This window comes from Sporosarcina sp. P3 (genome assembly GCF_002743415.1).
Classification (GTDB): domain Bacteria; phylum Bacillota; class Bacilli; order Bacillales_A; family Planococcaceae; genus Sporosarcina; species Sporosarcina ureae_A.
Genome location: NZ_PDZE01000001.1, coordinates 269,899 through 291,139, shown reverse-complemented (window position 1 = coordinate 291,139; position 21,241 = coordinate 269,899). Strand labels below are relative to the sequence as shown.

At 44.4% G+C, this 21,241-nt stretch carries 22 protein-coding genes; 19 read left to right on the top strand and 3 right to left on the bottom strand.

Annotated elements, in window-relative coordinates; genetic code table 11:
• Positions 1 to 53 precede the first annotated feature (53 nt).
• Positions 54 to 797 carry a 3-oxoacyl-ACP reductase FabG gene (gene fabG, locus CSV61_RS01455; protein ID WP_099637811.1) on the bottom strand — a complete coding sequence of 248 codons (744 nt, stop codon included), beginning with the start codon at positions 795 to 797 and terminating at the stop codon, positions 54 to 56.
• 215 nt (positions 798 to 1,012) lie between these two features.
• Here fabG and CSV61_RS01450 point away from each other — a divergent pair, with 215 nt between their 5' ends.
• The 5 genes from CSV61_RS01450 (at position 1,013) to CSV61_RS01430 (ending at position 5,103) form a co-directional block, all read left to right on the top strand.
• Positions 1,013 to 1,444, top strand: a complete 432-nt coding sequence (locus CSV61_RS01450) for a BrxA/BrxB family bacilliredoxin (RefSeq protein ID WP_083031172.1) — start codon at positions 1,013 to 1,015, stop codon at positions 1,442 to 1,444.
• Positions 1,441 to 2,220 carry a class I SAM-dependent methyltransferase gene (locus CSV61_RS01445; RefSeq protein WP_199173564.1) on the top strand — a complete coding sequence of 260 codons (780 nt, stop codon included), beginning with the start codon at positions 1,441 to 1,443 and terminating at the stop codon, positions 2,218 to 2,220. Before CSV61_RS01450 ends, CSV61_RS01445 begins: the two co-directional genes overlap by 4 nt.
• Before the next feature lie 409 nt (positions 2,221 to 2,629).
• Entirely contained in the window at positions 2,630 to 3,217 is a 588-nt protein-coding gene (locus tag CSV61_RS01440) for a YpjP family protein (protein ID WP_099637810.1), read from the top strand.
• 449 nt (positions 3,218 to 3,666) lie between these two features.
• A complete protein-coding gene (locus tag CSV61_RS01435; RefSeq protein ID WP_099637809.1) occupies positions 3,667 to 4,608 on the top strand; it encodes a thymidylate synthase in 942 nt (313 codons plus the stop codon).
• A 12-nt stretch (positions 4,609 to 4,620) separates the two neighbouring features.
• Positions 4,621 to 5,103, top strand: a complete 483-nt coding sequence (locus CSV61_RS01430; protein WP_099637808.1) for a dihydrofolate reductase — start codon at positions 4,621 to 4,623, stop codon at positions 5,101 to 5,103.
• Between the two features lie 9 nt (positions 5,104 to 5,112).
• Here the strand turns inward: CSV61_RS01430 and trhA are convergent, their stop codons facing one another.
• Positions 5,113 to 5,748 carry a PAQR family membrane homeostasis protein TrhA gene (gene trhA / locus CSV61_RS01425; RefSeq protein ID WP_083031149.1) on the bottom strand — a complete coding sequence of 212 codons (636 nt, stop codon included), beginning with the start codon at positions 5,746 to 5,748 and terminating at the stop codon, positions 5,113 to 5,115.
• An 81-nt stretch (positions 5,749 to 5,829) separates the two neighbouring features.
• Between trhA and CSV61_RS01420 the strand changes: the two genes are divergently transcribed.
• From CSV61_RS01420 to CSV61_RS01375, 10 genes are all read left to right on the top strand, one after another.
• Positions 5,830 to 6,666 carry a DegV family protein gene (locus CSV61_RS01420; RefSeq protein WP_099637807.1) on the top strand — a complete coding sequence of 279 codons (837 nt, stop codon included), beginning with the start codon at positions 5,830 to 5,832 and terminating at the stop codon, positions 6,664 to 6,666.
• 25 nt (positions 6,667 to 6,691) lie between these two features.
• On the top strand, positions 6,692 to 7,495 hold the full coding sequence (locus tag CSV61_RS01415; RefSeq protein WP_099637806.1) for a GDSL-type esterase/lipase family protein: 804 nt from the start codon (positions 6,692 to 6,694) through the stop codon (positions 7,493 to 7,495).
• 8 nt (positions 7,496 to 7,503) lie between these two features.
• Positions 7,504 to 8,076: a YpmS family protein gene (locus CSV61_RS01410; protein WP_083031142.1), complete on the top strand. Its 573-nt coding sequence runs from the start codon at positions 7,504 to 7,506 to the stop codon at positions 8,074 to 8,076.
• A 13-nt stretch (positions 8,077 to 8,089) separates the two neighbouring features.
• Positions 8,090 to 8,620, top strand: coding sequence for a peptide-methionine (S)-S-oxide reductase MsrA (gene msrA, locus CSV61_RS01405; protein WP_083031139.1), 531 nt, complete (start codon positions 8,090 to 8,092; stop codon positions 8,618 to 8,620).
• Positions 8,617 to 9,042: a peptide-methionine (R)-S-oxide reductase MsrB gene (msrB, locus tag CSV61_RS01400; protein WP_083031136.1), complete on the top strand. Its 426-nt coding sequence runs from the start codon at positions 8,617 to 8,619 to the stop codon at positions 9,040 to 9,042. Before msrA ends, msrB begins: the two co-directional genes overlap by 4 nt.
• Positions 9,043 to 9,057: 15 nt before the next feature.
• Positions 9,058 to 9,282 carry a YozE family protein gene (locus tag CSV61_RS01395; RefSeq protein WP_083031134.1) on the top strand — a complete coding sequence of 75 codons (225 nt, stop codon included), beginning with the start codon at positions 9,058 to 9,060 and terminating at the stop codon, positions 9,280 to 9,282.
• A 78-nt stretch (positions 9,283 to 9,360) separates the two neighbouring features.
• Complete coding sequence (deoD, locus tag CSV61_RS01390; RefSeq protein ID WP_083031131.1) at positions 9,361 to 10,065, top strand: purine-nucleoside phosphorylase; 705 nt, start codon at positions 9,361 to 9,363, stop codon at positions 10,063 to 10,065.
• 75 nt (positions 10,066 to 10,140) lie between these two features.
• Positions 10,141 to 11,637 (top strand): lmo1851 family serine protease, encoded by a 1,497-nt coding sequence (locus CSV61_RS01385; protein WP_099637805.1) that lies wholly within the window; start codon positions 10,141 to 10,143, stop codon positions 11,635 to 11,637.
• 64 nt (positions 11,638 to 11,701) lie between these two features.
• Positions 11,702 to 12,601, top strand: a complete 900-nt coding sequence (locus CSV61_RS01380) for a CobW family GTP-binding protein (RefSeq protein ID WP_083031126.1) — start codon at positions 11,702 to 11,704, stop codon at positions 12,599 to 12,601.
• Between the two features lie 178 nt (positions 12,602 to 12,779).
• Complete coding sequence (locus CSV61_RS01375) at positions 12,780 to 13,433, top strand: CAP domain-containing protein (RefSeq protein ID WP_099637804.1); 654 nt, start codon at positions 12,780 to 12,782, stop codon at positions 13,431 to 13,433.
• A gap of 460 nt (positions 13,434 to 13,893) precedes the next feature.
• Here CSV61_RS01375 and CSV61_RS01370 read toward each other — a convergent pair whose 3' ends face one another.
• Positions 13,894 to 15,249: an MATE family efflux transporter gene (locus tag CSV61_RS01370; protein WP_083031121.1), complete on the bottom strand. Its 1,356-nt coding sequence runs from the start codon at positions 15,247 to 15,249 to the stop codon at positions 13,894 to 13,896.
• Between the two features lie 85 nt (positions 15,250 to 15,334).
• Here CSV61_RS01370 and CSV61_RS01365 point away from each other — a divergent pair, with 85 nt between their 5' ends.
• From CSV61_RS01365 to CSV61_RS01350, 4 genes are all read left to right on the top strand, one after another.
• Entirely contained in the window at positions 15,335 to 16,408 is a 1,074-nt protein-coding gene (locus CSV61_RS01365) for an undecaprenyldiphospho-muramoylpentapeptide beta-N-acetylglucosaminyltransferase (RefSeq protein ID WP_083031118.1), read from the top strand.
• 186 nt (positions 16,409 to 16,594) lie between these two features.
• The gene (locus CSV61_RS01360) at positions 16,595 to 19,405 is read left to right on the top strand and encodes a 2-oxoglutarate dehydrogenase E1 component (protein ID WP_099637803.1); all 2,811 of its coding nucleotides are present in this window, start codon (positions 16,595 to 16,597) and stop codon (positions 19,403 to 19,405) included.
• 97 nt (positions 19,406 to 19,502) lie between these two features.
• Positions 19,503 to 20,735, top strand: coding sequence for a 2-oxoglutarate dehydrogenase complex dihydrolipoyllysine-residue succinyltransferase (gene odhB, locus CSV61_RS01355; RefSeq protein ID WP_099637802.1), 1,233 nt, complete (start codon positions 19,503 to 19,505; stop codon positions 20,733 to 20,735).
• Between the two features lie 63 nt (positions 20,736 to 20,798).
• Positions 20,799 to 20,996 carry a DUF6501 family protein gene (locus CSV61_RS01350; RefSeq protein ID WP_099637801.1) on the top strand — a complete coding sequence of 66 codons (198 nt, stop codon included), beginning with the start codon at positions 20,799 to 20,801 and terminating at the stop codon, positions 20,994 to 20,996.
• The last annotated feature ends 245 nt before the right edge of the window (positions 20,997 to 21,241 follow it).

Below are 21,241 nucleotides of genomic sequence, written 5' to 3'. Positions count from 1 at the left end.
AATATACCTGTGTGAGGACAATCGAGAAGTTCTCACGCAGGTATATTTTTATATTACACTATCAAAAATCCCCCACTGACACTAATGCACTCACCGTTAACAAAACTCGAGTCATCTGAAGCTAAAAATGCAACAACCGAAGCTACTTCTGCGGGGTCACCCATACGACCAGCAGGCGTTAACATCGTCGCCATTTTCTTCACATCGTCCGGTAAATCCTTCGTCATATCGGTATTAATCTGACCCGGCGCTACCGCATTAACCGTGATCTGCTTACTCCCGTTCTCCTTAGCGAGCGTTCGAGTCAATCCAAGTACACCTGCTTTCGATGCACTGTAATTTCCTTGTCCCAAATTGCCCCAACTGGAAGAGGAAGAAACATTGACGATTTTGCCGTATTGCTGGGTGCGCATATGTGGAATGACGGCTTGGCATGTATAGAACATGCTATTAAGATTAACGTCCAGTACAGAATGCCATTGCTCTGGGGTCATTTTATGGAAAAATGAATCCCTCGTTATACCCGCATTATTAATCAATATATCGACTTTGCCGAACTTCCCGTAAATTGCAGAGAACGTTTTCGATACATCTTCTGAATCAGCTACGTTGCACTTCATAGGGTAGACGTTCTCACCTGAATCACCCAGTACGGATGCTGTTCGTTCCAACTTCTCGAAATTGACATCTAGAATGACTACTGTTGCCCCGTCGTCAAGTAAACGTGCGGCTATCTTCTCACCGATTCCCTGTGCTGCACCTGTTACGACTGCAATTTTGCCCACTAAATTCCCCATATTTCACACCCCTTATCATTTTTTATAGAATTGTAAGACAACTTTATCATAAATGAATGAGTATTCATATAGTGAATTGTTCGCTTGAAGAATATCAAAAAAACAATATTCTATCATTCGCCAACTCAATCACGTGAAATAATTCCTTCTATCCTTTACTATTGAAATCAGTACGACATAAAACACTTTATTTAACGAAAGGCGGAGAGATTCAAATGAACGCATATGATGAGTACATGCGCGGAATCGTTACACCGATGCGCGAAGAACTAACAACTGCAGGATTTACAGAACTAACAACGGCTGATGAAGTCAACGATACGCTAAAAGACTTGGAAGGTTCAGCTATTATAGTGATCAACTCTGTTTGTGGATGTGCAGCTGGTCTAGCACGCCCGGCAGTACGCGAAGCAATTGAAGAAGTGAAGCCGGATCATCTATTTACGGTGTTTGCTGGGCAGGATAAAGAAGCGACAGAAACATTCCGTTCATACTTCCCAGAGATCCCACCAAGTTCACCATCCATTGCGATTTGGAATGAAGGTAAAGTGGTATACTTTATTCCTCGTGAACAAATCGAGAACTTCCAAAAAGATCAAATTAAAGATCACTTGGTTGACGTCTTAACTAAAGTTGTTGCTCAGTGAATGTGATTATTACGACAGCAGGACGCCCTGATGAACAGTCTACTGCCTTGATGCATCAAGCAGCAGACGCGTTACAAGCATCTGTCGTCGAACGGAAAAAGCGGTCTATCTCTACACTCCAAGACATCTATCAAGCAGATGTTTTGGTGGCGGGGAAGGACCGCTATTCGTTTTACAAAAAGAACAGTCACGAACCGTTCTTCTTTCATCCGAACTCTGCGACCTATCGTTTGAAACGTATACTAAAAGGCGAAACAGATCCACTCGTGGCGGCGGCTGATCTCAAGCTAGGAGACTCTTTTCTCGACTGCACACTTGGCCTCGGCTCCGATGCGATTATTGCGTCAAGCGCCGTGGGTGAGCTAGGAACAGTGGAAGGAGTCGAAGCAGACCCGATCATCGCATTTCTAACCAAGGTCGGATTGCATAACTTCCCAATCGACTTTCCACAACTGCAAGAAGCAATGAAGCGGGTCCAAGTCATTCATGCAGAAGCCGTAGATTTCCTGAAAACTTGCGAAACGAACTCACGCGACGTCGTATTCCTCGATCCGTTGTTCACAACGCCGATCGAAGAGTCATCCAATTTTGAAGTGCTACGGGAAATTGGCGTGACTGATTCCGTAACGAAAGAATGGGTTACGGAATCTTTGCGTGTATGCCGACGCCGTGTCGTACTGAAAGACCACTACCAGTCACCGATGTTTGAACGTTTCGGCTTTATTCAGCAAATTCGGCCGTATACGAAAGTTCATTATGGTGTGCTGGAGAAATGAGACGGGCTTTAACACGGTGTATTGAACGATTACTATAGAAAAAAGACTGTATAGCTTTTTATAAGCCATACAGTCTTTTTTTCTGTTTTTACATAACGCCAGTACCTACTTAAGGCCAACCAGCGTTCTTCGCTTTTGAATCAGTGCGTGAAATTAAGGGAGCTCAAGTACAAAGTCAATACCAGCATACCAATACCTAATAGTAAGTTAACATCCATTGTTGCGACCTCCTTTATATGTAGCGCGTTGATTGAAATTCGCTTAACTTGCAATCAAAGAACGTTTTGTGAAAATTGATGATTGAAGTTTGACTTTATTGTACAATGAAATAGTAAAAGATGAAACCTTTTGTGACGCTTTTCGTATGAGTTATGTAGATGTATGACGGAATGTTGAAGGAGTGATGGAAATGAAGCAATGGTTACAGCGGCTGATGATCGCATCTGTCGCCGTGTTGACACTGGGCGTCATTACACCCAATCATGAAATTTGGACAAACTTTCAAGACAAGCATGAACCGAATGAATCCGGTACCCGCGCAGAAGGAATGGAGTATTCCCTTGAACTGCATGATACAAAAAATGACTTACCAACACTCGACAAGTACACCGAAGAACAACAATTGGTCGCACACGCACGTCTGTTAACCTATGAAAAGTTTGGACAACGGATCGGCCCCGTAATTCAGAACGAATTTGATAATGAAATTTTTCCACGAATCGAAGCAGTGATCCAAACGACCGTACATAACGCAGCAGATCGTCGTCTCGCTATCACCGAACAACCTTCAGGCGATTATGCGGAAAAGATTTTCCATGTCTATGACAAGACAGCGAACCAAGATCTTATCAAGTTCCACGTTCGTACGGAAAAGCGACCTGTAGATGGTTACTTCTATAACTTCCATTACCATACTGCAGATGATGGATTTGTCGCGCATCATTCTGTTGGTGATATTTACTGGTCAAAGAACACACCGCCTAAATGGCTTTCGTAAGACGTTGAAGTTTTATGGAGAGAAAACTGAATTGAATGTAAACCGTGTGAAACCAAGTTTGTGTAAGAATTTGGTTTTATGCGGTTTTTTATTTGTTTAAGAATGTGAGGGGTGAAGTGTAACTTAAACGTTAATTGGCACATACATCGACAATGTTACTCCCACTTCTTTCTATTAATCAAGATGGAAAGAAGATTTGTTGAAGAAAGTTTTTCTTGATAAACTTTCTTTTCTTTTTCAATAGTTGCCAATCTTAAATTTTATTCATCTTGTTTGGTTACATGATTCTCATGACAAACTTTTAGTTCTTCACTAGACGCTTTAGAAATCATGGTATGTGGTACAAGTTTTACAGGATGTTTTTTTGTGCCGCTTTCCAATGTCTTTCTCTTTGTACTAAGACAAACAATGTTATAATAGGTGTAATTTCAGAAGAGGGAGCTTGAAGCATGAAGCAATATTTAGATCTATGTCAACATATTCTGGAAACAGGAACAAAAAAAGGAGATCGGACGGGTACGGGGACATACAGTGTCTTCGGTTATCAGATGCGTTTTGATTTAGCGCAAGGGTTTCCTTTGTTAACGACAAAAAAGACGGCGTTTCGTTTGATTGTCTCGGAATTATTATGGTTTATTAAAGGAGATACGAATATCCGTACGTTGATTCAAGAGCGTAATGGAATTTGGGATGAATGGGCATTTGAGCGGTACGTCAACAGCGCGGCGTATACTGGACCGGATATGACGGATTTTGGTCGCCGTGTACTAAAAGATGAAGAATTTGCGACAGTGTATAAAGCAGAGCTCGCTTCATTTAAAGAGAAAATTTTAGCCGACGAGGAATTTGCGAAACAACACGGAGATCTAGGTCCCGTTTACGGCAAGCAATGGAGAGCGTGGGATAGTGCAAACGGTGTCATCGATCAACTCGCACAAGTGATCGACAGCATCAAACATAATCCTGACTCACGACGCCACATCGTTACCGCGTGGAATCCGGCTGAAGTCGATGACATGGCCTTGCCGCCATGCCACTTACTGTTTCAGTTTTACGTAGCGGACGGCAAGTTATCATGCCAGCTCTACCAACGCAGTGCGGACGTCTTCCTAGGTGTACCGTTTAATATCGCGTCGTACGCGCTAATTATTCATTTAATTGCGCATGAATGTGGTTTAGAAGTAGGCGAATTCGTCCATACATTAGGGGACGCACACTTGTATCAGAACCATATCGATCAAGTACATGAGCAATTGTCGAGAGAACCAAAAGAATTGCCGACGTTGCACGTGAATTACGACGGTCGGTCGATCTTTGAGTTGACGACAGAGGATATTTCGATTGAAGGCTATGATCCACATCCACGAATTAAAGCACCGATCGCAGTATAAGGAGGACATACAATGATTTCATTATTAGTGGCACATGACCTAGGTCGAGTGATCGGCAAGGACAATGAAATGCCGTGGTATATTCCGGAAGAACTCCAATATTTCAAAGAGAAAACGATGGGCAAGGCGATGATCATGGGACGTAAGACGTTTGAATCGATTGGTCGTCCGTTAAAAGGTCGATTGAACATCGTCATTACGCGTAACGAAGACTACGAAGCGGAAGGCGTAACAGTCGTCCACGATATGGACAGCGCTGTGAAGCTCGCGAAAGACTATGCGGATGAAGTAATGGTCATTGGTGGCGCGGAGATTTTCAAGATGTCGATGGCAGATGATGCAGACAGACTGTATGTGACGGTCATTGAGAAAAATTATCCGGGTGACACGTTCTTCCCAGAATATGAAGAAGACTACGTGTTAACCAGCAAGTCTGAACCGCATTACGCGCAAGACGGCACCGCCTACACATACCAAGTTTGGGATAAAAAATAACGTTCTTCTCTAGACATAGAGAAGAACGCTAAAGTACATCGATGCGCTGCCTGCCATCACGAACAGGTGCCAAATTGCGTGGTTATACGGTACACGGCGCGACATGAAGAAGTACGCCCCCGCTGTATAGAACAAGCCACCGATTACGAGCAACGAAACGCCTTGAGTAGGTAGTGCGTTATATAATGGTTTAATCGCCAACACGATGAGCCAGCCCATCATGAGATAAAGGGCAAGCGATAGTTTGGCAAAGCGATGAATATAAAAGATCTTGAACAAGATGCCAAACACGGTCAATCCCCAGATGATACCGAATAACGTCCAGCCGAGTGCCCCTTGTAAGGTCACCAATAAAAATGGCGTATACGTTCCGGCAATCAATACATAAATGGCGGAATGGTCGAGAATAGCAAAAAACGATTTCAGTTTAACCGGCATACTATGTAGTAGTGTACTTGCAAGGAATAGCAACAACATGGACACGCCAAAGATCGTGTAGCTCGTTATGGCGATTCCGGTGCCTTGTTTCACGCCTTTTACAATCAGCAAGACCAGTGCAGGTATGCTGAGTAAGAATCCGATGGCATGCGTGATCGCATTCCAACGTTCTTCGTGCAGATTCTTATAATCGAATGATTCTTCCATTCTGATCGCACCTCCTGCAACACACTATACCAAATACAGCGAAAAAAATCGCAAAAGCCACACGCGAAGGAGATAGAAATCATGAAAAAAATTCATATCGTCACGGATTCCACTGCAGATTTAACGGATGAAATGATTGCTCAACATACTATCCATGTTGTGCCTTTAACACTGATCGTCAATGACAAGTCGTATATTGACGGTGTAGAACTTCAGCCGGCTGAATTTCTCGACTTGATGCGCGACGCAAAAGAATTACCAAAAAGTTCACAGCCGGCAGTCGGTGTATTCCAAAACCTCTATGACGAACTGGGTGCGGATGGGTCGCAAATTATCTCGATCCATATGACCGGCGGCATGAGCGGTACAGTAAAATCGGCGGAAACAGCAGCTCATGCGTCAAGCGCTGACGTCACGGTCATCGACTCGATGTACATTTCACACGCCCTGTCTTTCCAAGTGCTTGAAGCATGTCGACTGGCCGAAGAAGGCAAGACGGTAGAAGAGATTGTAGAAGCAATTGAACATGTACGTAAAAGCTCCTCTTTATTCGTCGTACTGGATGTTCTAGATAATATGGTCAAAGGCGGACGTATCGGCAAAGGGAAAGCGATGTTAGGTTCCTTGATGAACATCAAGCCTATTGCGTCACTGAAGGATGGAGTCTATACACCGGTCGCGAAAGTGCGTAGCCATAAACAAGTAGTCTCGTATTTGTTTGATGAGTTTAAGAAGGAAACAGCAGGGAAAGTAATTCGTAGTGTCGGGATCGCGCATGCGAATGGTCTGGCGATGGCAGAACCACTTAAAAATAAGATTGAAGAGATGGGCATCCACGTGATGCTGACATTTACGACACCGATCGTGAGTACCCACACTGGAGAAGGCGCAATCGGATTCATGTATTACACCGAGTGATACTAACTACAAAGGATATGACATTATGAGAAGAATGCTAGTGCTAGGTCTCGTCTTTTCATTGTTCTTAGCAGGGTGCCAAACCCCATTCAGCAAAAAAGAGACGACGCTTGCAGAACGTGAAAATGTTGCGTTCGAACCGTTCGTTGTGCCGGAAACATTTATCCCAAAACGTGTAAACGTCTTAGGGCTAGGTGATTCATTGACACAAGGAGTCGGAGATGAACGCAAAGAAGGCGGATATTTCGGCCGATTGACGTCGGATATGGAACAATGGAAAGGCGTTATGGAAGTAGACGCTGTGAACTTAGCGAAACGCGGACGGCGCAGCGACCAGTTTTTAAAACAATTGCAAGATGAAGAAGTGCAAGAAGCAATCATTCAGGCAGATTATATCGTCTTTACGATTGGCGGCAATGACATTATGAAAGTCGTCAAAGGGAATTTAATGCAGATGAAAATGTCTGATTTCTATAAGGCGCTTGGTAAATTCGAAACGAGAATTGAAGAGTTGTTTGAAATCTTGCGTCTGTATAACCCGGATGCACCAATTATTGTGGCGGGTCTTTATAATCCGTTCTCCGTCGTAACGGACGAAGTACAAGAGTTCGAAGACATTATCGCGGACTGGAACCGCTCGATAGAAGAACAAGTAGAACAAGACGGCATGGCTTGTTTTGTTCCTGTGAAAGATTTATTTAATTCGAATGAAAACTTGGTTTATCACACAGACTTCTTCCATCCGAACAGTAAAGGGTATGATTTGATGGAGAAGCGTTTTGTAAGCGAAATTAAAGGCTGTTCAGCGGTTGACTTGGAAGTGGAGTGAAGTACAATATGAATATTTGGAAAGTAGCGTTTTTCAGCCTGGCGGGCATAGTGGCGGCAGCGCTTGTAGGACTCATGATTCTCATCAGTGGCGCGACCGCTTCTCCACCTCTCCCGGAAGATACAGCGGTAAACGAGACAGGTTACACGTTGGCACTGAATACAACCAAAGAGAATTTTGAAGGAATTGCGAATACGTATATACGAAAGGCCGTAAAAGGCACGTTACCAGTAGAGCTAGAAATGCGTGACGACGTATTGTTGACATCTGAACTTACGGTATTCTCGCATACGTTACCGCTTGCGATGCATTTTGACCCAGTCGTACGGGAAGACGGAAACTTAATTCTTAAACAATCGTCCATGGAATTAGGACAGTTGAATATTCCACCTTCTACGGTACTGAAATTACTCAAGAGTTCAGTAGAGCTTCCGTCATGGATGATCGTCCGACCGAAAGAAGAGGAAATTTTTATCGATTTAAAAGATTTGCCGATCTCAGGTGACGTTCAAGTGAAGGCAAAAGAAGTGAATTTAGCAAAAGATGAGATTATATTGGAAGTATTGATACCGAAAAACTAAGGGGGCAATTACTATGGCAACACAACGCGCAACTTTCGCAGGCGGATGCTTCTGGTGTATGGTCAAGCCGTTCGACCAATACGATGGAGTACATTCCGTCACGAGTGGCTATACTGGCGGACATACCGTCAATCCAACGTATAAAGAAGTTTGTACCAATACGACGGGCCACCGAGAAGCCGTGGAAATTGAATTCGACGATCGCGTCATCAGTTACGAAGAGCTATTGACTATTTTCTGGCAAGTAATCGATCCGACTGACGCAGGCGGCCAGTTCCATGACCGTGGCGAATCATATAAGTCCGCGATCTACACTCACTCGGACGAGCAACAGCAAGCAGCAGAACGATCAAAGCAAGCTTTACAAGATAGCGGCAAGTTTAGCGCACCGATTGTGACAGATATATTCCCGGCAACAGAGTTCTATCCAGCTGAAGAATATCACCAACAGTATTATGAAAAGAACCCAGACCACTACGCTCGTTACACGGTTGGATCAGGACGCGCAGGATTTATCGAAAAAAATTGGGGGAATCATTCATGAAAAAAGACTTACGTACTGAATTAACTGAGATGCAGTATCATGTGACGCAAGAAAGTGGAACAGAGCCACCGTTTCGTAATGAATATGATGCGCACTACGAAGACGGAATCTATGTAGACATCGTGTCAGGCAAACCGTTATTTAGCTCCAATGATAAATACGACGCGGGTTGCGGATGGCCAAGTTTCACGAAGCCAATTGAAGCGGTGGAAGTAACCGAGCATTTCGATACGACTCACGGTATGCGCCGCACGGAAGTACGCAGTAAGACAGCAGATTCTCATTTAGGACATGTCTTCCCAGACGGACCACAAGAACAAGGCGGATTGCGTTATTGCATCAACTCCGCGGCATTGCGCTTCGTTCCGGTAAGTGACCTAGAAAAAGAAGGCTATGAAGAATACAAAGGGTTATTTGAGTGAAGGAAGGTGACGACGATGGATCGATCCTTTTACCATTTTGCGCTACGTTATCGTGGTGGTGGAAAAGATGATGTAAAGGCGTTGTTTGCAGATAGGATGTACCTGGATGCCGGTTTCCCGAAGGACGAAGAGGATTTCGATTCATTGTCACGTTACGTCGAGGACATGGCGGACGATCATTTACGTTCCACTACCTTTGATGAAATATACGCAATCTATCAAGAGCTTTGCAGTAGGTGAATGGCGAGGGTTTCATTGCATCTCGCCATTATTCACTGTATGATAATAACAAATTAGTGAAATGAGGCTGAAAATAAGATGAGCATACATATTGATGCAAAAGCAGGCGATATCGCAGAAACGGTTCTTCTACCAGGAGATCCATTGCGCGCGAAGTATATCGCAGACACATTTTTAGAGGACGTCGTACAGTATAACGAAGTACGTAACATGTTTGGGTTTACCGGAACATACAAAGGCAAACGTATTTCCGTACAAGGTACTGGAATGGGCGTTCCGTCTATTTCTATTTACGTAACCGAGTTAATGCAAGAGTTTGGCGTTCAGAAATTGATCCGTGTAGGAACATGTGGTGCAATTCAAAAGGACGTGAAAGTACGTGACGTCATTCTTGCACAAGGTGCGACCACCAACTCTTCACTAAACGACGTAACATTCGGTCCCATTCGCTTTGCGCCGATTGCGAACTTTGACTTATTGATGAAAGCGTATCATGCAGGGAAAGAAAAAGGCTTGCACTTACAAGTTGGCAACGTCTACACAGAAGACTTCTTCTACAATGAAGACGCACAGCACGAAAAACTAGCGCGACACGGCGTATTGGCAGTGGAAATGGAAGCGGCAGCACTGTATACACTGGCCGCTCGCTATGGTCGTCAAGCACTCGCTGTCCTGACGGTAAGTGACCACATCCTTACAGGTGAAATTACTACGTCAGAAGAACGTCAAACGACATTCAACGAAATGATCGAAGTCGCGTTAGATGCAGCCATCGCTGACTAATTGAATAGATAGAAACTTGTAATAGACCGCTCTGGGTAGCGGTCTTTTGCAGGGATATGGAAAGTAGGGAAGACAATGAACGAAAACGATTCGCACGAGAACGGGAAACCACAACCGGAAGCGCCAAAACCTACTCGCTTTATTCGGATTAAACCGTTTTCTCTGATCATGCTCATTTTTTTCCTTGTGCTGGCGACAGCCACCGTTACCTTTGTTGCACTGACAGTCGGAGACGAAAAAGTAGTTGAAGTCGTCAAACCCAACCAAGTAGGTACGGAACGAAAAGAGTTCAAGAAACTGTATGAGGCATACGATCAACTGAAAGAAACGTATTTTGACGATGTAGACGATCAAGTCGTCATCGACGGCGCGATCAACGGAATGGTCGATTCATTAGGCGATCCATACTCCGATTATTTAAATGAAAAAGAAGCCAAGCAATTGAATGAAAGCATTTCTTCTAGTTTTGAAGGAATCGGTGCGGAAATTCAAGAATCGAATGGCTATATTAGCATCGTATCACCGATTAAAAATTCACCTGCTGAAAAAGCGGGGTTACTACCGAACGATACCATACTATCCGTAGATGGTGAAAGCATACAAGGCATGTCTTCATCGGAAGCGGTATTGCTGATCCGTGGAGAAAAAGGATCAACGGTGACCTTGTCTGTACGCCGTGGAGAGAAATCGGATCCGTTTGACGTAAAGATCGTCCGTGACGTCATTCCGATCAATACAGTCTACGCAGAAATGCTCGACGACCACATCGCACATATCAATATCACATCGTTCTCTGAACATACGTACGAAGAATTACTCGAAGCACTGAATGAAATGACCGATCAAGGCATGGAAGGCGTACTCATTGACGTGCGTCAAAATCCAGGCGGCATCTTAAGCGGGGCAATTGATATTTCCGACTTGTTCGTTCCAGACGGCAAGATTCTGTTCCAAACAGAAGAAAAAGGCAAAACACCCGAAGCGTATCCTTCGTCTGACGGACAGAAAGTAACGGTTCCAGTCGCGTTGATCGTAGATGAAGGCAGTGCGTCTGCGTCTGAGATCTTAGCGGGTGCATTAAAAGAGTCTGCGGGTATTCCGATTGTCGGTGTGAAGACATTTGGTAAAGGTACCGTTCAAACACCGACTCAATTACCAGACGGCTCCAACTTGAAATTGACGACAGCGAAATGGCTAACCCCAGACGGCAACTGGATCCATAAAAAAGGGATCGAGCCTGACGTCAAAGTGCCATACCCTCCGTATGCGTCACTGCCGTTCCTGGATTCATCTGAAGAGATGAACGAAGGTCTCGTCTCTCCGTCTGTACAAGCAGCTGAGGAGATGTTAGAAGCAGTAGGGTATGATCCGGGAGAAGTAGACGGTCTCTATGACACGAATACAGCAGAAGCCGTTAAAACATTGCAAAAAGATTTATCACAAGAACCCACAGGCATCTTGACTGGCGATACAACAGTCGGCTTAATGCAGAAATTACGGGATAAGATGAAAGAAGATGACCCGCAATTGCTGAAAGCGAAAGAAGTCGTGTTAAAAGAAATCAACTCATAATCACAGAACCACGCGTCCAGCAATCGTTGGGCGCGTGTTCTCTATGGAAAAGGATGATCCACACATGATAGATGTATATTTACTCAGCGGCTTTCTCGGAAGCGGCAAGACGTCGTTACTCGTAAATCTAGTAGACCAAGTAAAGGAATCCGGTAGACAGCCAGCGGTATTGATGAATGAATTCGGCGAACTGAACATCGACAGTCAAATCGTCGAGGACGCAGGAGAAGTACCGTTAAAAGAGCTGCTAAACGGCTGTATTTGCTGTACGGGTGCGGAATCCACAGAAGCGCAATTACAAGGCTTACTAGCAGATTACCCGGAGATTGACGTATTGTTCATAGAAACGACCGGTGCAGCTCACCCCGTCGAAGCGTTAGACGCCGTATACTCGCCGTTATTCGCGGAGAAATTGGACGTCAAGGGAATTGTTACCGTCGTCGATGCCAAGCGCTGGATCGACCGTGACAAGCTCTCACCACGTATACAAGCTTTATTCCTCGAACAAGTTCGACACGCACACTTTATGGTGCTCAATAAAACGGATTTGCTGACGGCTAATCAATTGGCGTTCGTGACGATGCAGGTGACACAATTTAATAGCCACGCACCGCTCGTCCAGACAGTGAACGCGAAAGTCGATTTTAGCTATGTCGAAAAGATGGTCAATGTGGCGGCGCCAAAACAGCCGGTCGCAACAGGTAGTGGGTTGCCGCTCGCTTCGAAAGTCTTGTCGTTTGACACACCGATCAACCAACAACATTTTGAAGACTGGGTGCGCACATTACCCGACAACGTCTACCGAATGAAAGGCTATATCCAACTAGAAGGTTCTCGGTACTCGCATTTATTCCAATATGCATATGGCATGGTTAACTGGATACCGGAATATATGCAAATTCCGTCTAAATTGGTGATCATCGGGGAGCAACTCACGGACATCGAATATTCGCCAAAAAACTAGTTGTCAATAGCTTTTTATTGGTAAGTGTCTTCTCCACTGGGTAAAGTTGCTAATTATATCGTTCTCAAACTCTCATTTCATAGCTTCGAAGAGTTTGTTGGACAAATTGGTTAGAATAACCAGTAACTCTCCTTTTCTTTGACGTTATGCTAGGTTGCGTGGAAAAGGAGGGACCAAGATGAAAAAACCGTTAGCACTCATCTTATTAAGTTCAGCTATTTTATTGCCTACTCATGCAGCAGAGGCAAGCACGACAAATCAGGTACAAAATCACACGTATAAGTGGAATGTACCGAGCCAGCAGGCGTACTCGTATTACTGGGGCAACTACCACTACCAGAAACCGCAACAACGTCCGGTAGCGAAACCGACACCGTCTGTACAACGACCAACTCAACCAAATCAACCAGTGGAGAAACCACAAACAAACAAACCTGCACAGCAGACAGCGAATGTGTCCGCTACAGAGCAAGCCGTACTCACTTTGACAAATGCGGAACGTACGAAGGCAGGACTCAAGCCGTTACAGATCGATGCAGCTTTGCAGAAATCTGCAAAACAGAAATCGGCAGATATGGCAGCAAATAATTATTTCTCTCATACGAGCCCGACATACGGTTCCCCGTTTGATCAAATGAAGCAAAATGGTGTTACATACCGTTCTGCAGCCGAGAATATTGCGATGGGTCAGCGCAGTGCACAAGATGTCGTGAAAGCTTGGATGAATTCAGCTGGACATCGTCAAAATATCCTGACGCCTGGCTTTACGCATATCGGTATTGGGTATGACGCGAATGGCCATTATTGGACACAACAATTTATTCAGAAGTAAGGCAAGTGAGGCTAACGGATGGATTTCCGTTAGTCTTTTTTTAATGGCGAGAGTTTGAGATTTCATTGGTGTAATAGACTGGGATAGTTATCCTATTTACGTTGCGTGCGTTTGGGGTCTGAATTGTGAGGGAGATATAAGGTGATGAGCGGATACAGGTCATTATAGAGCGCTTGGTGAAATGTATGAGCGGTCTCGGACTCTGATCGAGCGGTTAGTAGTTGTAATAGAGCACGTAGAACGTCGTTATGAGCGGATACGAGTTGAGTATGAGCGGATACGGACTGTCATAGAGCGGTTACCCCGTTTCATAGAGCGCTTAACAATGACCATAGAGCGGATACAGATGGACTATGAGCGCCTAGACGAAAAAATGAGCGGAACTCGCACGGCTCTCACTTACTTCATTCGCAAAAAAAGGCCGATGGAATCAAAACACCATCGGCCTGTACACAACATATTATTGAACTTCACGATACTTATTCTGTATATAGCGTAATCTAAACGATAGAATGACCGCGCCTACCGATAGACCCACAATGAGGCCAACCCAGTAGCCGTATGCGTCTAGTTCGGTATAGCGGGCGAGAACAAATCCAGTTGGCAGTCCAATAAGCCAGAACGACACGACGCCAACTAAGAACGTCATCGTCACGTCTTTATAGCCACGCAGTGCACCTTGGATCGGGGCTTGCACAGCATCTGACAGCTGGAATAGTGCGGCGTAGACGAAGAAGTGCACAGCCAATGTAATAATCGCTGTGTCTGTCGTATACATAGAAGCAATCGACTCACGGAACGTCAGTAATATGAATATGGATAAGAAACTGAAAATAACCGCAAACGCTATGCCAAGATACGTATATTCCCGTGCGTCTTTGGCTTTATTCGCGCCAATGGACTGACCGACTAGTATTGTCGTCCCCATCGACACGCTTAACGGTACCATATAGAGAAGCGACGTGAAATTAAGGGCAATCTGGTGAGCCGAGATGACTTGTGCGGTATAACTACTCATCAATAACGTTACGACAGAGAAGATACTCGTCTCCACGAAAATAGATAAACCGATCGGCACGCCAATGAATAAAATTTCTTTCCATTTGCTAAAGGAGATTCCTTGCCAACCCCTAAACAGCGTATACTCCTTGAAGTGGCGGGACGACCAAGCAATCAGTACCGCTATGAAGAATACGAGCCAATACGTAAAGCCAGACGCATACCCTGCACCCGCACCCCCTAGTTCTGGGAAACCGAAGTTGCCGAAAATCAATAGATAGTTCAATGCAATATTGATCGGTGCGGACAACAGAATGATGAACATCGAGACTCGGGTTGCACCGAGTGCGTCAAAAAATGAGCGCAGTACGGTATAGGCCATGAGTGGAACTAATCCGATACTCATGCCAGTCAAATAGGCGGATGCTACTTCTATAACCGGCGCATCGAGAGGCATTCTAGTAATGGCAGGTAGCACAACCCAATGGATCAGCACGAAAATGATTGCCGAAAGAGCGAGAGATACGTATAATGCTTGCTGGACAGTAGGGCGGACATCATTTCGATTCTTCGCACCAATTTGCTGTGCGATAATAGGAGTCAGGCCCATCAAAATTCCAGAAAGGCCAGTATAGACTGGTATCCAGAAGGAACTGCCGATGGTCACGCCTGCTAAGTGGAACGTGTCATAGCGTCCCGTCATGAGAATATCGAAAAACGACATCAGATAAAGCGCGACTTGCGTAATGACAATAGGAATCATGATTTTAATGAAAATGGACGTTTTGTGTTGCAATGTTTTCGTTGTTGTAGTCATAGTTTTGATTTCCTCTACTAATTTTTTCGTTTTAACTAGTGTAGCATGAAATACAGTAGGTAACGCATAGGGAAGGATGGAAAGAATGAAGCAACCGGTAGTGGTGTTAACAGGTGGCGGTACAGCGGGACACGTATCCGTCAATCAAGCGTTAATTCCTGTGTTTTTGGATAAAGGATATAGTGTGCATTATATTGGTTCCCATGAAGGGATCGAAAAGGAACTGATCGCAGAAGGTCATCCGGAAGTGGAGTATCATGCGATTCAAAGTGGAAAGTTACGGCGTTATTTCTCAATGAAGAATTTTACGGATCCATTTCGTGTCGGTGCGGGGACATTACAGGCGCTGGCTATTCTTCGCAAAGTCAAGCCGGAAATTATTTTTTCTAAAGGTGGGTTCGTTTCCGTACCTGTTGTGATGGCGGCTAGACTTGCGAACGTGCCCGTCGTCGTTCACGAGTCGGATGTTACACCTGGTCTTGCGAATAAATTGGCATTGCCGTTCTCCTCGCAAATTTTTACGGTCTTCGAACAGACTTTGCAGTATGTGCCGGCAGCGAAATCTATGTGTACAGGTCCGATCATTCGTCCGGAGTTGTTTACAGGAGATCGGGAAGAAGGTTTACGCAGGGCGGGTCTGAATTCAGAGAAACCCGTTTTCATTATTATGGGGGGGAGTCAAGGCTCCGCCGTATTGAATGACGCGGTGCATAATGAATTGACCGACTTGCTTAAGAAGTATCAAATCATTCATTTATGCGGTAAGGGGAATGTGGTGGAAGGACTCTCGGTGGCGGGATATGTACAGTATGAATATGTCACGGATGCATTACCTGATTTGCTGGCGGCAGCTGACTATGCGGTTTCGCGTGCCGGGTCGAATGCGATATTTGAATTACTGGCGATCCATAAACCGATGTTGCTCGTTCCACTTGCAGCGTCAAAGAGCCGCGGTGATCAACTATTGAATGCGAACTACTTCGCTTCCAAAGGGTTAGCATTGCAAATTGAAGAAGAACAATTTGAAGTACAGTCTGTTACCGAACAATTTGATAGACTCGTGAAGGAGAAAACTCGATTGTTGTCGAATATAGAAAAGACGACAGAACCAAAAACGCCTGAAAAGATGGCGGAATTGATTTTATCGTTCCAAAAATAACAATATACGCAGAGTGCCTTAGCGACGTAGTTTTCCGTGAATTTCAATGGATTACCAAGAACTTCGCAGAAAACTACGCATATTAGGATTAATCCCTTTCAGTTCTAAGATTTGCGTGCTATTATTATGTAGAAGTAGTGAAAATAAACACAACAAGCCAATAGGCAAATGTGGAGGTCATATTACATGTCGAACAATGTGGATTCCCATCGTTCCCCGTATGCTAATTTTTCGGGTCCAAACCTTGGGTATGTAATGGAAATGTACGATCTGTTCAAAACAGATCAAGATGCAGTAGATCCTGACTTAGCAGAGCTATTCAGGAATTTTGGTGCGCCTCAGATGGATGAGTCAGGTCAAGAGGCAGTCGTAGCGCAAGGTTCCCAAACGGATTTGCGTAAAGTTCTTGCCGTTTATTCTTTACTTGAAGCCATTCGTTCTTATGGACATCTAGCAGCAGACATTTATCCATTAAACGATCGACCTAAAGATACATCCCGTCTTGAACTGTCATATCATGGATTGACAGAAAGCGATCTGGTCGGATTGCCAGCGACTTTGTTCTTGAAAAATGTTCCAGCGACAGTGGAAAACGGATTAGATGCAATGAATTATTTGAAGTCTCTTTACACAGGCTCCATTGCATACGAATTCTCTCACTTGATCGATGAAACAGAACGTAACTGGATTCAATCAAAAATTGAAAACGGCGACGTACAGTCAAAAATGCAAGGAGACGAGAAAAAACAACTTCTTGAGCGTTTGACAAAAATTGAAGGTTTTGAAAAATTCATTCACCGTACATTCGTCGGTGCGAAACGTTTCTCTATCGAAGGTGTAGATACATTAGTTGTCTTAATTGATGAATTAATGCGTCTTTCCGAAGATGCGAAAATGGAAAAAGTGCTAATCGGCATGGCTCACCGCGGACGTCTGAATGTATTGACGCACAACTTATACAAACCATACGAAATGATGTTTGCAGAATTCGCCGGCGTACCTGCTTCACCGTTCTTGCCAAAAGACGGATCTCTTGAAGTAACTCGCGGCTGGTTCGGCGACGTGAAATACCATATGGGTGCTCTTCATAAAGGTAAATCTGGGATGAATCGCTTCCTTGCGTACAACCCGTCTCACCTAGAAGTGGTCAACCCTGTAATTACGGGTCAGACTCGTGCTGCACAAGAAAATACGGACAACCCAGGTATTCCAAAACAAGATACCAATAAAGCATATGCGATCTTAGTGCACGGCGATGCTGCGTTCCCTGGACAAGGTATCGTGCCGGAATCATTCAACTATTCCCGCGTTCGTGGTTTCCGAACAGGCGGCTCGGTTCACGTCATTGCCAACAACACAATTGGCTTCACGACGGAATATTACGATTCCCGTTCTACACATTACGCATCCGATCCAGCAAAAGGCTATGAAGTGCCTGTATTCCACGTGAATGCAGATCACCCAGAGGAAGTACTAGCTGTTGCTAAACTGGCATTTGAATATCGTCAGGCGTTCGGTAAAGACGTTCTCATCGACTTGATAGGGTACCGTCGTTACGGACACAATGAAATGGATGAGCCACTTGTGACGAATCCAGTGATGTACCACGAAATCCATAAACACCCAACAGTTCGTGAACTTTACGGACAGCGTCTAGTTGAGCAAAAACTCCTAACAGACGAAGAAGTGAAAGAAATGGACAAGTCGGTTATCGCGACTATGCAAGAAGCGTACGATCACGTTAAAGAAGAATCAGCAGACGCACCGGAAATTTCAAACGCGACACCGGAAGCGGTACAAGCTGGACTTCCACGTGATCTTGAAACAGGGGTAGCAGAAGATCGCCTTCGCCTAATGAATGAAGAGCTATTGACATACCCAGAAGAATTCACTGTTTTCAACAAATTGGATAAAATATTGAAGCGCCGCCTGGAGCCATTTAAAGGTAAAGGGAAGATTGACTGGGCACATGCTGAGCAATTAGCATTCGGTTCCATCATTCAAGACGGTAAGCCAATCCGCATGTCTGGACAAGATATCCAACGTGGTACATTTGCGCAGCGTCACTTAGTATTACATGATGAAAAAACAGGTGAAGAACTTGTTCCATTGCATCATATTAGCGGATCCAATGCTTCATTCGTGGCGTATAACAGCCCATTGTCTGAAGCAGGAATCGTAGGTTATGAATTCGGTTATAACTTAGAAGAAGACAAAACGATGTCAATCTGGGAAGCACAATACGGCGACTTCTCGAACATGGCACAAGTGATGTTCGACCAGTTCGTATCTTCAAGTTACTCGAAGTGGGGTCAGCAATCCGGTCTCGTGCTATTGTTGCCACATGCATTTGAAGGACAAGGACCAGAACACTCTAGTTCACGTATTGAACGTTACCTACAACTTTGCGGGGAAAACAACTGGACAGTCGCGAATATCTCCAGTGCAGCAAACTACTTCCACGTATTGCGTCGTCAGTCGAAAATTCTCGGTAGCGAAGCAGAACGTCCGTTAGTTATTGCTACGCCTAAGTCTTTACTTCGTCATCCACTAGTTGGAGCAGACGTTGAAGATTTAACAGAAGGTCACTTCAAGACAGTTCTTGAGCAACCTGGCACAGGGAAAAAACCTGAAAAAGTGAAAAAGATCTTGTTTGCAAGCGGGAAGATGGCAATCGACCTAGCAGAGAAGATTAAAGACGGTGAAGGATTCGACTACTTGCACGTAATCCGTGTAGAGCAGCTATATCCATTCCCATCCGACAAAATCAAAGAAATTATTGCACGTTATCCGAAAGCAAAAGATTTAGTATGGGTTCAGGAAGAGCCGAAGAACATGGGTACATGGTCATTCGCTTATCCATTCCTAGAAAAACTAGCTGACGGTAAGAATATTTCATATGTGGGACGTATTAAGCGTTCAAGTCCTTCTGAAGGTGACGGTGCTTCTCATAAAAAAGAACAAAATCGCATCATTGAAGAAGCTTTGAAAAAGTGATATAACAGTAAGGAAGCTTTACAATTAAATTTAAAAACTACTTATACAGAGTAGCTTATCCGTTAAATAACGGTATACCTACGAGGAGGAATTTATTGTGGCAGAGATCAGAGTACCTGAACTAGCAGAATCAATTACAGAAGGTACAATTGCAAAATGGTTAAAACAACCCGGTGAAAACGTGGATAAAGGTGAATTCATCGTTGAATTGGAAACAGATAAAGTAAACGTCGAAGTTATTTCAGAAGAAGCAGGCGTTGTGTCTGAACTATTGGCTGCAGAAGGCGACACAGTTGAAGTTGGTCAAGTCATCGCGATTGTAGGCGAAGGTTCAGGTGCACCGGCACAGCAAGCTCCACAAGCAACTGAAGCTGCAGCACCGGCACCAACACAAAAAGAAGAAACTCCGGCTCCAGCAGCAGCTGTAGCAGAGGAAACATCTTCTTCAGACCGCACGATTGCAAGCCCTGCAGCACGCAAGCTTGCTCGTGAAAAAGGTATCAATCTTGCAGATGTATCACCTGTCGATCCAATGGGTCGCGTACGCGCACAAGACGTATCTGCTCACAACAACGCGCCAGCACCTAAAGCTCCTGCAGCACCAGCTGCTAAAGCAGAAGCAAAAGATGACGGCCGTATTACACGTCAGAAAATGACTCGTCGTCGTCAAACAATCGCTAAGCGTTTGCTTGAAGTAAGACAATCTACAGCAATGTTGACTACATTCAATGAAATTGATATGTCAAAAATGATGGAACTTCGTTCACGCAAAAAAGATCAGTTCTTCGAGCAAAACGATGTACGTCTAGGTTTCATGTCATTCTTCACGAAAGCAGTCGTTGCTGCATTGAAAAAATATCCATATGTTAACGCTGAAATCGATGGCGATGAAATTCTATTGAAGAACTACTTCGATATCGGTATCGCAGTATCTACTGAAGGTGGACTAGTTGTACCAAACGTAGTAGACGCAGACCGTAAGAGTTTTGCTGAAATCGAAGCATCTATCGGAGAACTAGCGAAAAAAGCTCGCGACAACAAGTTGACAATGGCTGATATGACAGGCGGTTCATTCACCATTACAAACGGTGGAGTATTCGGTTCACTATTGTCTACTCCAATCCTTAACGGTACACAAGTAGGAATCTTGGGTATGCATACAATTCAGAAGCGTCCAGTAGCTGTTGGTGACAACATCGAAATTCGTCCGATGATGTATGTTGCACTTTCTTACGATCACCGTGTAATTGATGGTAAAGATTCAGTTGGATTCTTGAAGATGGTTAAAGAGTTGCTTGAAAACCCTGAAGACCTTCTACTAGGTTCTTAATTAACACAAACCAAGCGACCCGCTAATCAGCGGGTCGTTTTTATTTACGGAAGGAGAGATTATATGTCGTATTTACAATGGTTGAACGAACCTTCGTTGAAGACGGTAACGTGCACGCATACCGATGCAGCGAAGTTTTTTGTTAGCAATATGCTGACAGTGGGGAAGTCGTATGAAGTGAAGAATGAGACGGAAGAGTTTATTTTTGTGGTAGACAATTCCGGCAAGGTCGGCGGGTATTATAAGACGTATTTTGAGTGATTGATTGGTGAATAGATAGTAGGGATTTTTGAGACGATTCTTAATTGAATCGTCTTTTTTACTTTGTATGTGAATCAACTGATGAGGGCTATGAGGTTTCGCTCATTCATTCGGCTAAATTGCTCATAGTTTTTCTGTATCCGCTCTATACTCACCGTGAAGCGCTCTATGATACGGGGCAACCGCTCTATCAAAGTCTGTATCCGCTCAAAAGCAACTCATATCCGCTCATAATGACGTTCTAC

Bases quoted from the DNA above. Each gene is read 5' to 3' on its own strand.
- fabG (WP_099637811.1), bottom strand. From the start codon at position 797: ATGGGGAATTTAGTGGGCAAAATTGCAGTCGTAACAGGTGCAGCACAG.
- CSV61_RS01450 (WP_083031172.1), top strand. From the start codon at position 1,013: ATGAACGCATATGATGAGTACATGCGCGGAATCGTTACACCGATGCGC.
- CSV61_RS01440 (WP_099637810.1), top strand. From the start codon at position 2,630: ATGAAGCAATGGTTACAGCGGCTGATGATCGCATCTGTCGCCGTGTTG.
- CSV61_RS01435 (WP_099637809.1), top strand. From the start codon at position 3,667: ATGAAGCAATATTTAGATCTATGTCAACATATTCTGGAAACAGGAACA.
- CSV61_RS01430 (WP_099637808.1), top strand. From the start codon at position 4,621: ATGATTTCATTATTAGTGGCACATGACCTAGGTCGAGTGATCGGCAAG.
- trhA (WP_083031149.1), bottom strand. From the start codon at position 5,748: ATGGAAGAATCATTCGATTATAAGAATCTGCACGAAGAACGTTGGAAT.
- CSV61_RS01420 (WP_099637807.1), top strand. From the start codon at position 5,830: ATGAAAAAAATTCATATCGTCACGGATTCCACTGCAGATTTAACGGAT.
- CSV61_RS01415 (WP_099637806.1), top strand. From the start codon at position 6,692: ATGAGAAGAATGCTAGTGCTAGGTCTCGTCTTTTCATTGTTCTTAGCA.
- CSV61_RS01410 (WP_083031142.1), top strand. From the start codon at position 7,504: ATGAATATTTGGAAAGTAGCGTTTTTCAGCCTGGCGGGCATAGTGGCG.
- msrA (WP_083031139.1), top strand. From the start codon at position 8,090: ATGGCAACACAACGCGCAACTTTCGCAGGCGGATGCTTCTGGTGTATG.
- msrB (WP_083031136.1), top strand. From the start codon at position 8,617: ATGAAAAAAGACTTACGTACTGAATTAACTGAGATGCAGTATCATGTG.
- CSV61_RS01395 (WP_083031134.1), top strand. From the start codon at position 9,058: ATGGATCGATCCTTTTACCATTTTGCGCTACGTTATCGTGGTGGTGGA.
- deoD (WP_083031131.1), top strand. From the start codon at position 9,361: ATGAGCATACATATTGATGCAAAAGCAGGCGATATCGCAGAAACGGTT.
- CSV61_RS01385 (WP_099637805.1), top strand. From the start codon at position 10,141: ATGAACGAAAACGATTCGCACGAGAACGGGAAACCACAACCGGAAGCG.
- CSV61_RS01380 (WP_083031126.1), top strand. From the start codon at position 11,702: ATGATAGATGTATATTTACTCAGCGGCTTTCTCGGAAGCGGCAAGACG.
- CSV61_RS01375 (WP_099637804.1), top strand. From the start codon at position 12,780: ATGAAAAAACCGTTAGCACTCATCTTATTAAGTTCAGCTATTTTATTG.
- CSV61_RS01370 (WP_083031121.1), bottom strand. From the start codon at position 15,249: ATGACTACAACAACGAAAACATTGCAACACAAAACGTCCATTTTCATT.
- CSV61_RS01365 (WP_083031118.1), top strand. From the start codon at position 15,335: ATGAAGCAACCGGTAGTGGTGTTAACAGGTGGCGGTACAGCGGGACAC.
- CSV61_RS01360 (WP_099637803.1), top strand. From the start codon at position 16,595: ATGTCGAACAATGTGGATTCCCATCGTTCCCCGTATGCTAATTTTTCG.
- CSV61_RS01350 (WP_099637801.1), top strand. From the start codon at position 20,799: ATGTCGTATTTACAATGGTTGAACGAACCTTCGTTGAAGACGGTAACG.